Source organism: Candidatus Enterococcus testudinis (genome assembly GCF_002140915.1).
Lineage (GTDB): Bacteria > Bacillota > Bacilli > Lactobacillales > Enterococcaceae > Enterococcus_D > Enterococcus_D testudinis.
Genome location: NZ_NGKU01000001.1, coordinates 1013095 through 1027171, shown reverse-complemented (window position 1 = coordinate 1027171; position 14077 = coordinate 1013095). Strand labels below are relative to the sequence as shown.

8 protein-coding genes are annotated in these 14077 nt (G+C 41.3%); 1 reads left to right on the top strand and 7 read right to left on the bottom strand.

Annotated features, from left to right (window positions below):
- Nucleotides 1–10 precede the first annotated feature (10 nt).
- The 4 genes from A5886_RS04890 to A5886_RS04875 all read right to left on the bottom strand — a co-directional run bounded on the left by A5886_RS04890 (nucleotide 11) and on the right by A5886_RS04875 (nucleotide 7464).
- The gene (locus tag A5886_RS04890; protein ID WP_086273906.1) at nucleotides 11–5014 is read right to left on the bottom strand and encodes a WxL domain-containing protein; all 5004 of its coding nucleotides are present in this window, start codon (nucleotides 5012–5014) and stop codon (nucleotides 11–13) included.
- A gap of 14 nt (nucleotides 5015–5028) precedes the next feature.
- Nucleotides 5029–6117, bottom strand: coding sequence for a WxLIP family cell surface protein (locus tag A5886_RS04885; protein ID WP_256926145.1), 1089 nt, complete (start codon nucleotides 6115–6117; stop codon nucleotides 5029–5031).
- 96 nt (nucleotides 6118–6213) lie between these two features.
- Nucleotides 6214–7050, bottom strand: a complete 837-nt coding sequence (locus A5886_RS04880; protein ID WP_086273905.1) for a WxL domain-containing protein — start codon at nucleotides 7048–7050, stop codon at nucleotides 6214–6216.
- A gap of 36 nt (nucleotides 7051–7086) precedes the next feature.
- A complete protein-coding gene (locus A5886_RS04875) occupies nucleotides 7087–7464 on the bottom strand; it encodes an EF2685/EF0750 family sortase-dependent surface protein (RefSeq protein ID WP_086273904.1) in 378 nt (125 codons plus the stop codon).
- Nucleotides 7465–7872: 408 nt separating this feature from the next.
- On the opposite strand from A5886_RS04875, the gene A5886_RS04870 reads away from it, so the two are divergent.
- Nucleotides 7873–9393, top strand: a complete 1521-nt coding sequence (locus A5886_RS04870) for an AcpB/EbpR/MafR family transcriptional regulator (protein ID WP_256926144.1) — start codon at nucleotides 7873–7875, stop codon at nucleotides 9391–9393.
- An 80-nt stretch (nucleotides 9394–9473) separates the two neighbouring features.
- On the opposite strand, the gene A5886_RS04865 is transcribed toward A5886_RS04870, so the two are convergent.
- The 3 genes from A5886_RS04865 to A5886_RS04855 form a co-directional block, all read right to left on the bottom strand.
- Nucleotides 9474–10643 (bottom strand): hypothetical protein, encoded by a 1170-nt coding sequence (locus tag A5886_RS04865; RefSeq protein WP_086273903.1) that lies wholly within the window; start codon nucleotides 10641–10643, stop codon nucleotides 9474–9476.
- A gap of 274 nt (nucleotides 10644–10917) precedes the next feature.
- A complete protein-coding gene (locus A5886_RS04860) occupies nucleotides 10918–11355 on the bottom strand; it encodes a DUF7006 family protein (protein WP_086273902.1) in 438 nt (145 codons plus the stop codon).
- 367 nt (nucleotides 11356–11722) lie between these two features.
- Nucleotides 11723–13498 (bottom strand): WxL domain-containing protein, encoded by a 1776-nt coding sequence (locus tag A5886_RS04855; RefSeq protein ID WP_086273901.1) that lies wholly within the window; start codon nucleotides 13496–13498, stop codon nucleotides 11723–11725.
- Nucleotides 13499–14077 lie beyond the last annotated feature (579 nt).

The window sequence follows — 14077 nt, the reverse complement described above, 5'->3', positions numbered from 1 at the left end:
TCTTTTTTGCTTATTCGAAACATTCTGAAGGGACAGCATTAAACGAATAATTGATCGTTGTGGTATATCTTGCGCCCCTTGTTTTCGCGCCAGAAGGTACGGCTAAGGAGATACTACTGTCTTTCGTTGTCTCGTCTCCAAAGGCGTAGTACCATGTGCCTTTGTCGCTGGCGATGTTCGTACTGATCAGTTGAATACTCTCACCGCCCGGTATCAAAGTACCACCTGTCCGCACAATACCGAAGTTGCTCTCATTGGCTGTTTGTCCATTGCTTGATAGCACACGACCGTTTTTCCAACTTAATTGTGCACCTTCTAGCTCGCCGTGCGCAGCACTTGAAAATTGATTTAGTTGACTCACATACAATCTCCAGCTTGATGTTTCTGAAGCCGCTCTTGCATCAGTGACTTGCACAAAGTTTGCCTGTGCAGTTGTCTCTCCGCCTGATTGCGTTGAAAACGGCAAGGCATCATAAGACATTGCTCTAGATGTCAACGGATGCTGCCCAAAGTCCCAATCAGTCGCTCGATCAATCGTAAGCTCTCCTTCAACCATTTCTCCAACAATCAAGATGGTCGCCTGTGAGAACGTAGCATCTCTAAAATCAAGTGCTTCTACAGGATTGATATTTCCGCTATTGTTGTTGGTAATTGGCGGATTGACAACACCTGCAGCTTGCGCAGAACCATGCTGATCACGCAGGAAGACTTGGATCTCATCGCCCACCGATAGGTTCAGGTGTTCAACCGGGATAGCAAATTGATTGTCAACCCCACTCACCTGGACATCTCCAACAGTGACTGTCTGTCCATTATGAGTGATGGTGACTTCAACGTCAGGATTATCCGTAGTTCCTGTGACCTCCGTGGCATTTACTGGGATTGTTTCACTTGGAAATGCTGCAGGTGTTGGTGGAACGATCGGAAAGACTGTGACCTCATCCACTTCATAAATATTTTCAAAGCCTTCTTGAATCGCGCCAGCCATTACTTCTAAGTCGGATACACGGACAACATCACCAGCTTGCAGATAATCATCCAATTCGATTTCGAATAATCCGCCGCGGGCGGCTTCACCATATATACTGATACCGGGGTGCTCATTTGTGTGCCCTTGAGTAAATGTTTCAACCGTTTGGATCGTTTCACCATTGCGTTCGATCTCGACGGTTACTTTGACTTCATCTTGCCATGCAGGTCTAGAATCATAGATCCCTACTGGCATGTCGACTTGTCCATGAATTCGTTTATCCGCATTGGTCGGTACTCTTAATTCAGCAAGAATCGACCAGCGGGCATTGTTTGAGCTCAATCGCGCATACGACGCCATTCCCGCATTGCCAAATGCTTCAAAATCAAATACATCTAGAGGCTCAATAGAAGAAAGTATCCCGAAGTTTGCCCCTGTGAAGGTGTAATCCATATTTCTATAAGCTAAATGAGGATCACCATCCAAATCTGAGCCTTTCTTCCAGACAGCAAGATCACTTGCTTTCGCTTCTAGAATAGAACCAGCCGCATTGCTGAACACATTTCCACCGCCAACGCGATTGTTCCGGTAATTCATGAACAAAGGATTGTTAAAGTAGATTTCTGTGACTTTCCCTCGGAAAATCCCAGCATTCTCGGATGCAGTTCGACCAACTGCTTCGAAGTAGCCAAGATTGCTGGCTTCGATGCGGCCATCACCGCCGGGCTCCCCGCCTACTTGTACTTGTTCAATCTTGACTACTGTACCGGCGATGTAATCATCACTCATATCCAATGCAGGACCATCGGCAGCATAAATTCTGACTTCTGATCCAGGATCTTTGACTGTAAAGCCATTATTCGTACCTGCAGTATAATGAATTCCTTGATTTCCGCCACCTCGGTTGCCATCGTGGGCGTTGCCACTTCCTTCATTGACAACCAAGAAGCGACCACCATTGCTTACAGTAACTTGATTATTACTACCCCACATTCTGATTGCAGGTGCCATCTCAGCTTCTCCATCAGGCGACCCGCCACGTTTTACTACAGACATGACAGCATCATCAATATTGAATTGATAACCGCCATGTGTTGATCCTAAAACATCTTCTCCGGAACGCATAAATCGTAATGTTGCATTTGCATTGTTTGTATCCAGTTCTCCAGAAGGTGCTGCTTCTAATTCTAACTTCGCATTACTATTTACATTGAACACACCATTAATTCCTTGTAAAACCATTGCTGAAGAAGCATTTGCTTTTATATCCATTACAGCAGAATCTGATACAGAGATAATCGGTTCATAACCAATGTCTGTATCTTCATTGTCTTTTCCAACTTTTATTGTCGATACGCCGTTAAGCACTGTTTTTTCATAGTTACTATTGGCAGTGAGTAGCGTACCTTCATTTCTGGCAATCAATTTTACATGACTTCCGTCCAATTGAATAGCTGTAGCTTCATGTGTCGATACATTGATATGCGCGCCCTCTGACATTTCAAGCGTAGAATAATCACCATCTAATCTAATCCCTCTTTTGTGACCTGACGATATTTCTAAATCGACAACAGCATTTTGCGAAACAATAAATGAGGATGAGGCACCATCCAAATGGATAACATTATTTGTTGAAGGTGTTTTTTCCCTAAGCGGCTCTCTGAGTGCACCCTCATTATTTACCGTTGAATTCCTTATTACGTCACTAGGTACTGATGCAATCAACCTAGATTCGTTGGTAACCTCTATTTTAGATTTTTCCCCTTGAAGCAAAATGTTTGGATTAGATCCAACTTTATTATTTATCGTCATTTTGCTTTCTTTATCTAAGATAAGCTTACCTTCATTTCCTTCAACAATAAGGGCAGCAGCTGAACGATTGGAGTCGGTATTGATTTCTGCATTCATCAAGCGGATAGTTGTATCGCTTCCAATCATATGCATCGCATCATTTGATATCGTATAGATATTCAATGTAGCAGTATCGATATCTAGCGTTGTATGGTCACCAACCATTTTTATTCCTCTTCCGAATTCATTTTCAACGGTAAGATTGATTTCTGAATCGTCTAATACTTCTATTGACGAATCATTTCCATGTACGGCTAATAGACTATCTGCATGAATATTTTTTTCTTGTTGATTGTCTTGATTAGACGCTGTCGTATCTTCAGCTGAACCTTTGATATTTATTATAGAATGATTGGATACTCTAAAAGATGAACTGTTTTGTCCACTACTTAACCCAATGTCAACTAAATTTCCTTTTGTAGGTGTATTATTCGAAATATTGACCTCACTATTATCAACTGTCATTATAGCACCAGCCGATTTCATGTGGATGACTCCACTCACAGAAGAATGCATGTCGACCCGACTATTTTTGATTGCAAATGATGGAGATACACCTGATAGTCTTACAGCGCTCAGATTGATACCCGTAATGTTAGGGTTAGTCGTCACAGAAATTTGTTCAGCATCCGTCATATTTAACTTGGCATTGGCCCCCGACATGTCAATTCCTACTCCACTTCTCGAATGTACTTCAACTAAGGAGGATTTTCCAAAAATAACCTGACTATCATTTCCCCTTAGCAAAAGCGATGACACTTCAGCGGATTGCGTAGTCAATTTCCCATTACTTGTAACCTCAAGGACTGATTGCAATCCATCCATAAGGATATTTGAGCCACCCGTATTCGTAGTGACAAGTTCTCCTCCATTCACATGGATTTCGGAATGATCACCGGTCATTGATATCGTGTTACCTATATCTAGATTAGGAGTTGTGAGAGCCTGTCCTGCTGATTGAATAGTTACTTTAGCGCCGTTATCAATGTTTATATGTGCATTTTTCTCTCTAAATAGGAGTGAATTTTGCATATTGATTGCACCGCTGTGTGAAATGTTTAAGGTCGCACCATCAGTAACAGTCATCTTCGCATTTTCCCTCGTAAATGCCAAAACAGTATTTTGAACACTTGCGAAGTCCATCTTGGCGCCATTCTCCATGATGAATTCTTTGGTTGTGAGGAACGCGCCAATCACGTCTACAGTGCTAGCAAAGGTATTTGTGCCATCTGTGATCCTTGTCGTCGCTTCAGGAACTGTCGCTAGTCTAAAATTTTGGATACTGGATCGAGATTTGGCGATACCAGCTAATTGCAGCTCCCAATTTTCTGCTGCATTTTCACTGATGACGTATGCAGCCGCATCCGTTTTGTCCAGAAAGATATTTTCGAGTCTAAGTGTCTTGTTTGCTGATGTGTTCATTAACCGTAATTGCGCGGTTCCTAGATTTAAGGTGTATTGATTGTCGCCGTCAATAATTATTGAGCGATTAATATTCAAATTCTCAGAGGTAGCAAGAAACTGAATATCTATATTTGCTGTCAACGTGATTTTTGAAACACTGTCATCGGCGAGGGCACTCATCAAGGTGCCACGCGTTCCCACTGTTATAGAACGCCCATTAAACACTTCCGCATGCCGACTCGCAAGATCTTCCTTGGGCTCGATCACTTGTTCAGTATCATTCTCTGGCACTGCTTGTAATTGTGGGCTTGTAGCGGCATCGTCTGATGAATGAACATCGACCGTGGTTTCTCCATCGCCTACTGTGATAGGAAATGACCCTTCTGCAGTGAAAATCACTGGTAACGCAAAGGTCGTTGTGGCTTCGGTCGCAGTCAATGTCCAATGATTGGATGCTTGATCCTTGGATGCCTTCAAATGTGCTGGCAAATCATCTTCACTCAATTGCGCATGTTCTGGAAGTTCGAAGGACACTTCATTGATATACACTGTACTTTCGAAAGGAATCGTCGTGACTTCGTTCTTCACGGTAGCGAATTGTTTCTCCGCAAATGAAAAAGAAGCCGCGGCCGTCTCTTCGACAGGTTGCTCTTGATTCGATAAAAGATGAAAAGATAATCCACTAAAATCTATCGTTTCTGCTACTGCGAATATAGGATTTCCTAGAGAAGAGATCGCTAACACAGTGAGCGTTGCTTTCGTGACACTTCTCCGTACTTTATGATTCATAGGCTTACTCCTTATTATGATTTCTTTTTCTCAGAAAGAGGATCATGATCGATTTCTTGACTTCGTTTTTCTAGTTTCTTGTTTTTGTAGGTATTGTAGGCAAGCCAGCTGATAATCACTACAGCTGCGGCTACGCCTGCGACGATCCACCACCAATTGGTTTGTTCAATCGATACATCTGAACGATTTAGTCGTCGGGCTTCGTCCGCTGTGACTTCGAAGGTTTCTTCCCAACGCCATTCATTTTTTCCGGAACGTGCCGTCATGTCTAACACATAGGTGCCGCTGACGAAGCGTTCGCCATCCAAAGGAATCGGAAACTTGAAATTAGAATTCGGCGCCATTTGCATCATCTCTTCAGCTGCTTCATACAACACCTCATCTGAATCTGCCAGTCTAACCGTTGCTTCAACACTCAATTCATTTGTAAATGTCGGCAAAAAATTTTGAATATTGGCACTAAAGACATTTCGATAATTGAGTTGATCTGCAAATACAGCCAGTAGTTCAAGCTCCGGCGTAATCGTTTGGGTACGAGAATTGCTCGCTACAACCCCCACCACGTATGAAAACGTGTTTTCGACGACCATTCCGCTGTCTGAATCCTCCGCCTGATCGTCATCCGTCTCTTCAACCAATTTGATGCCGCCAACCAGTAATCCTGTGACATCTTCTTTGGGCATATGTAGCTTGACGACGACTTCTTTCTCCTCAAAGGCATCAAATGTGATGGCTTCACTTGGCGGTTCCAGAAGGTCTTTCATCTCGTGGGCAAGAGTTGGATCTGGTTCCTCACTATCCGCACCATATTCCACCACACCATGTACATTGGTATACGCAGTATGCGCCGTCAATTTGACATCGATGGGCTGGTCACGGACATTTCGGATCACCAAGACCAAGTCCTCTGATTCATTCGGCAGCAGTTCCACATCAAAATAGCCTTTGTCATCACCAAACTGAGTTGCTGGTGGGACTGCACGTACACTGAAATTCAATTCACCATTTGCAAAAACGTCTTGAGAAAAACTCACTATTCCACCAATAAAGCAGACAATAAAGAGTAAAACTTTGACGAGCGGAATACGCAGTAATTTCATCATGTTAAAAAAAAATTCCCCTTTCAAAAAAAGCAACAATGCAAACGAACATTGCACTGTTGCTATGTGTATTGATCATCGGTTATTTCTTAAAGTGTGTTAGATATTATCTTCATCTTCAACGATATTTTCTGGTCCACTTTGTAATGTCCATTCTAATGTTGTTTTATATGCTTCTCCTGCTGATGTACGCGTAGAGCCTGGTACTGACAATTGAACGCTAGGGTTAGATAAACCACCTGTTACATCTTTATCAAGTGTAAGGTCTGCTTTTACTCCCCACATTACAGAACTTAGCCCAAAACCTTCATCATTCGATTTAGTACTCATAATAACTCTTGACTCTTCAGGTTCTATAGTGAAAGGATTGTTATTAACATTTGGAACTTCCCCGCTGGTATTTTGTGCAACGCCGTTTTGGAAAGTAATTTTAGCACCCTTTAATTCTTTGTCACCCGACTTAAATTGGCCAGCTTGTTTAAGCGCTAGATTCCATCCAGTCAAGTCAGAACGCAAATCTCTAACTTGCGCGAAGTGTGCGCGTGCAGCTGTTCCGTCATACACATTAATATAATCAGGTTCTTCACCTTCTGGCCATTCAGGATTTCCATATTCTTCTGAATCTGGATCAATATCGAACCACCAAGCTGCCGCATTGTAGCTTTGATTTAATGCTGAATTTGGTCGTGTACCAAAGTCATAATTTCCTACATAAGCAAGGGCGAATGCACCTTGTTGCGTACCAGGAATCGTAATCTCTTCTTCTGGTCCAGGCTCTGGATCGATCGTTTCATTGTTGTCATCGTCCGCTTCGCGGAAGTCTACTGTACCTTCTGTATCTAATGACCGTGTCTCTTCCGCAGCACTCGCTACGATGGTGCCACCTACTAAACCTGCTGTGATTGCTGTTACTGCTGCTAATTTTACGAATTTCATCTATTCATTCTCCTTTTGTTCGTTCTTATTTTTTATTTAGTTGGATAATTGTAATTGGACATTGTTCTTTTTGTTCTTCAATATCTTTCGTGTGACGAATAAAATAAAGATGATGCCGACCAACCAAAGTAGAGTGCTAACTTGATTCAGTTGGGGCAATTTCCCGCCGGGTTTTGTACTTTGCCCGCCATCAGGTTGCTTTTGTTGTTGCGCATCCTTTGGCGTTGTCACTTCGGGTGCTGGCGGTTCTGGCTTTGGATCACCTTCGTAGTCCACCTCGCCATAGAAGCTGACGATACCATTGGTCTCGACGGCTGATTGTTCCTCAGCAGAAACAGGTGTTGCACAGAAAATCACCCCGAAACATAGTAGAAGTGCATAAGATAAACACCTCAGTTTATTTTTCACATTCATATTTCCCCCTTTGACTAAACACATTCCGTAATATAATAAACCACCATTTAAAAAATAACATAAACCGCATAAGCTATTCATAAGCTAAAACAGTAGTTATACTATTTACACCTGTCTCTTATACACATCTAGATGTGTATAAGAGACAGCCGTAATATAATAAACCACCATTTAAAAAATAACATAAACCGCATAAGCTATTCATAAGCTAAAACAGTAGTTATACTATTTACACTTATTAATTTAAAGATTTATAAACACCTTATCAAATAAGAATTTTCACGCTACTATGCAATTACATAAGTTTAGACCCTTGAACTGATTTGCTATAATTATAGTAGATTTTAATAAGAAAAACGGATTTAAAATAACACTAATATTCCATTTGAAGATATAGGAGTTTGGCTATTGAAAAATTTCCAATTACATTTTGTGACCAATAAAACAACTGCCCGATGGTTGCAGATGTTGAATACCCTTGAAAAAAGCACAGTCTGCAGCGCGACGGAATTGGCAGAGATTTCTCATAGTACATCAAGAACGATTGGGAAAGATATCCATCTCATTCGTGACTATTTCCGAGATGCCATCCTGCTGAAGTCTACCCATCATGGCTATGTGTTTACGCCATTGTCCTTGACAGTCTATGAAGAGAAAAAAGCATCGTTGCTGTCCAATGAGCCTTTATTTATCATCCTTGAAAGCATCTTTTTTTCAGAATTACTGCCTTTGGATGAATGGGCGGAACGACTCTATCTGTCAAAAAAAACATTGGCGAAATATATCAGCAATCTTCAAGACCAGCTGAATCACTTCGACCTAACACTAAGCCTTGATCCAGTCAATATCATTGGAAATGAAGCCGATATACGCAAGTTCTTTTGCACGTTGTTTTACGAGTCAGATATTACCCCTCACACTGTATTCCCCTCACTAGCTGCCCAACAAGCGGTCAATGAAATGAGTAGTTTATTCGAAAACGAAAGCTATCAAAACACGTCCTTCTCCTTATATACCTATCTCCTCTACATCACTCTGGAACGGTTTATCCAAGGAAATACGGTTGAAATCAACGAGGAATTGCATCATGCTCTGAGACATAGTGTCCAGTTGTTTCATTTTCAACAAATCAATATAGTGATCGATAAGTACTACGACTTCAAACTTTCGGAAAATGAGTTGATCTTTTTGTTTGTGAGTATTATTACCCAACGAAAATTAAGCAACATCACGATTGAACAGAAATTCTGCTTGTCCTATAACCATTGGTCACGGATTGGCGCGTTGACTACTGACTTTGCGCAGCTTCTGGCACTGTCGCCTCAGCATGATAAACGCGATCTTATTTTTTTGGAGTCTTTTTTTACCACAGCAAAACTCAAAGAATGTATGTCTGTCTCGGCCAATCGCAATACTGAGGACATCAATATATTCATCCAACAAATTTTCCCAGATGAATTCTTGCATTATTACGAATTTCTCGCGCAAAATGCCCACTATTTGGCTATTTTTTCCAAAACCTATCTGACTGATTTTTGTTCCAACTTGGTCATTTATATTGAAACGATTCGCCTCAGATATTGGAAACAAACACAGCATATCGCCTTTATCTTCGAAGGCAACAACAATATCACCCAGTTTATCGAAGCCTTGTCCTATAAGTACTTCAGTGGACACCATCAGCTCTTTTATCCAGATTCTGGTGAAGTCAATCGTTCCTATCTGATCGACAATCAAATTGATTTGCTGATCACCAATTATCCTGAACATATGAGTGAATTTAGAGAGGTGACTGACTGTCTCTTGTTCAAGACGATCCCGGATGCAGCTGATTGGAATCGCTTGATCAAACAACTAAATCCCAAAATCATGAATCAATATCAGATCGTTGATAAAGCACACACCGATTACTATCAACAAACAGAATAAGCTACCAAAAAAAAACGCCTTTGCAAGTATTTTGCAATGGCGTTTTTGATGAGTGAGGTGTGATTATTTAACGTGTGTGTTTAGCGTGATTCTGTTAGTGGGAATGTATCCGTATATTGCGGCGCGCCCGTACCTGCCGTATACTCTCTATAAGCTTGGAAGCCCATGAAGTTTTGCGAGAAACTGGCCAAGTTCGATTGAAGCACTTGGCTGCCGTTGACACCGGTCAATTGCGCTTGCAAATATGGACTCCAATATTGTGACGGTGACCAACCGAAATTATTGTTGGCCCAGAAGGCATTTCTTGCTGCATTGATTTGGATATTCGTTCCCAATGCTTGTACCAATGGACTGTACATTGCACCAGTACCTGTTTGTGCCAAGTGGATCTGATAAGGGTTATCGATCAAGAAATACCCAGAACCCGCCATACGAATCACTGGATTGGCCCCGCTGTGGCTTGCAATCAACGAGCTATATTGTCCCGCATTCAAACGGCCATTTGTCGTGATTTCAATTGGTGTCAATAAATTGGCGCGTACAGTCAACTGACCGTAGTTGATAATGTTCAATTGATTGGTTTCGATTGCTTCATTCATCACCACATTTGACCCCGAAGGAATCTGGATCGACCCTGCTGTGCGGATAAATGGATGTTGGCGAGATTGTGTATTGGTATTTCCAACAACAACATTGCCTGAGAAAGTCACATTTGACCCCCAGTCACCTTGAACGAATGGCTGTTTGACTTGGTTGCCGTTGGTAATGATTGGTGCAGTTGAGTTCGACATGAAAGTCACAGAGCCGCCGTATCCCACATGCAATGAATGGTTGTCATTCATATTGATCGTTGAATTGTTGATAAAATTGATGACCAATGGTCGATTCACGGTATTTAATTTCAGCAAGCTGCTATTGAAGCTACAAGCAACATTGATCACACCGACATTCGAATTATTGACCGCTGTCCGAAAAGCAACCCACGTTTTTACAGTCGATGTGGATGTCGCTGCCACTGAAGAACGCCCTGATGCATCTTGCAACACTTCTTCTCCCGAACTCGTTGTGATGGTATTGCCATAATCGCTCAATGTTTCCCCATCGTTCAAAATAATTCCATTGACCTCATCTACTACGTTCACAGATTGTGCTTGTGTCGTGACTTGAGCTGATGCATCTACTGTTGATAATGGTGACAATAATAACATACCGCCCAAAACAACCGTACTAAGTAACCGTACATTTTTCATTTCTTGATTCCTCCATTCCTTTGATAGTTTTCAGATTAAACAATTCACGTTATAGAAACAAAGTTATTTTTTCGCTATGCTGTGAAATTTGCCCTTTGTCAACACCTCGCCCTGAACAGTCAAAAATAAAAAAACACAAGACACGTGAAGAAAAAATCTCTTCGCGTGTCTTATGCAAGTAGGAAAGATATAACGATTGATCTTGTGTTATATCTTTTTTTATAATAGCCTTTGGGGAAAGGTTATTAACACAAATAAATAAAACTTTTGATGCTTACGCACTCGTCTGTTCTTGACGCTCCTTTTGGAAGATCCGTTTGCTGGCAGCGATGTTGCTAGCAAAAAAGATCATCGATGTATGGCCTTGTTCTTTCAAGTTGTATCCACACATTTCATGGTTATAATAGCCTGAATCTGTATGGCTAAATTCAATGATTTCTTCATATGAGATCGTATCAAAAAAACCGGATTTTTCTTTTTCAGCATATAAACTTTTCACGATACAGAGTTTCGAATCCAGATCGATCAATTCACAGAGGTTGTACCACAAATTGTCCTCGTTGATCTGTTCGGTAATTTGGATAATCCGTTGTTCTAATGTACACCAATACGCATATAACCTCTCTGATTTGTCTTTCAGACTGGTTATATCTATGCCGCTACGCATCAATAGCAAGTAATCTTTTGTTGATTCAACTATAAGTTCATTCATTTAGAAACGTTTCCTCTCAAAAAAATTCATCCTGTATTACGCTGCACGTCCATCCGCCATCCTTACGTCAATCTACCTATGCATACCAACTCAATTCTTTATCTAATGCACCCAACTAGCTTCGTTCATCGCTATTCCCTCTTTCCATCATATTTATAAAACAACAGGTAGTATTCTTGTATTAAACAATAACAATGTCAGTTATTTTTTTAAAGTCTATTATTTCTCATCCCTCCGAAAAAAAGGTTTAACCCTTGATAGATAAGGATTCTGACGATTGACCCAAGGAAGTCATTGCCTATGATCAAGACAAAAAAAGTATGTGAAAACAACTTCTTTTCACATACTTGTCATTCACGTACAATGCTCAGGGAACCATTTCGATCGTCCAGATCAATGCTGTCGTGTATTCTTTTGTCAAAACGATCGCATGGTCCGGTACTTCCAAATGGACACTCTCTTCGGCACTTTCTTCATTCCCGAACCGATAGATCCAAGTACCCAATCCTTCACCTGTTTGGGCTTTGATCAGTGTTTGTTTGTAGGCAGGTGTCAAATGAACGGATGACTCAAAGTGGGACGGTGCTTCCTTGTCATGAACACTGATCATTTCGATGTTGTCAAAGGAAAGGGCCGCGCCGACTAGTTCATCATTGTCCTTTGTCACAAATTGATTTTTTTGTCTAACTGATAATTGCCAACCCGGTGCTGAAGGTGAATAGTCCGTCACTTGTACGAAATTCGGCGTTGGTGCCTCTTTGTCGGATGCAACTGCCAGCGCATGCGCATGATACACCTTTCGATCGTTGGCTATTTTGCCTATCCCAAATTGTAAATTTGATGCGTAATCAATATTCAAACTTCTTTGATCCACGGGACTATCGGGAATCTCTATGGGCCAAATCGTCTCTTCAGGCATGACAGGGTCATGGATACTGTACCAAGGCAAATAATAGGTGATTGTGAACGTTTGCTGTTCTCCCACCGGATGGCCCGTTGCATCTTCCCTTCTGCCCATGATCATCGTATAGTAAGGTGCAGCCAAAGACCCCCGTGACCAGCCAAAAATCTCTGGCGGATAATAATCCTGATGAGAGAGCGCCGGCCCTCTGATGGTTTCAGAAGGAATCAAATTTTCCGATGTTTCAGCAGCAATAAAATGGATGTCGACGGTAACCATGGGCGCCCAGACATACTCACCTGCTTTTGTTCCATCGTAGGTATTCATCAGATCCCAGCTGGTAACATGTTCACAAGGCAAAGGAAAATAATCACCTGCAAGATCTTGATTATAGACCCATTTGCCACTATAGGTGTCATCTAAATCAACTTCTGGCAAGTCAACTTGATTCGTAAACAAACTATTTTCGCCTAGTTTGAGGACGCGCAATGCATCTGTATTGGTGAAAAGATTGGCTGAATTGATGACTTTGCTGGTATCAAAACCCGTAAAATCCAACGCTTCAATCGCAGTTGCATCGTGAAACATATTGTCAATATACAACACATTTTTTGCTTGCCAATTCGACATATCAAAGTCCGTTAAAGCATAGGTTCTAAACATCATATGCCCCATATTTACCACATTCGTCACATCCCAATTTAACACATCGACAGATGCCAATGACCAGCAATTGTTGAATAGACTGTTGATCCGCGTCATGTGTTTGAGATCCCACTTGCGGGTGTCTATTTCTTTCAAATTCGTGGCACCTTGAAAGAGATAATCAATCTGTGTCGTTTCAGAAAAGTCAAAATAGTCCGCACCAATCACGCGTTCCAATGCAACTAATCCTCCAGTGGGTGTGGGATGAACATATTCATTGTTGGTTCTGAACATATAATTGGCATTTATGGGAAATTTGATCGTAGCTCTTACGTCGATGGTTTGGACATTTGTGTAGGTGCGCCATGGTGCATCATCTACTTCACCCATGTCTCCGCCATATAAGACAATGGTGGCTGTTTCACTATCCCATGTCCAATCAACAGTCCCCCACACGCCTTCTATTTCTGCGGTAGTGTTTGACGTCGTATCAACGGTTGTAGCATATGCAGTATGCGCACTAGAATAAGCCCCCAGCAACAGACCGACTGACATACAAAGCACGATCATAAAAGTGGATAGCTGTTGTTTGTTCATTTAAGCCTCCTTTTATTTATTATCCTGTTATCCTTAAAATAATTTTACAACATTTCTCTTTCAAGGTCTATTTATTATCAGAAATAAATAAGTAAACACATTATAATGACAAAAAAGACATCAAACAAGATTGTCCAATGCCTTTGACATAGCGAAAAAAGCGTCTTACATCCCTTGAAAATTTCTCAATAAAAAGCCAAAATCTAGCAAAGACACAAGAAATGAAGACAGATTTTGGGTACAAGAAACACGTTGATGCAATGCGTCAACTATGGCAACTTGATTGGTCAATCGTTCTTAGGGGGTGACTGATCAGGGCCTTGTAAACCTGCTCGAACAGGAATATGAGGTGCCTATTTTTTTGGTTTCTATTCTGGAACTAGTGCAGCGGAAAATGGAAAGGTTTTCAAGCGAACAAGAGAAAAAAGACAAATTTTCGTTCGATTTTAGTCAAATATACGAACAGAATTATACGATTATGAAAAATATTCAGAATTTTGACTAAACGAAGTAATCAATTGTGTTACAATGAACAAGAAGACTTGCTGTCATTCAGGTGTAGTATTGCACGGTCGTGGT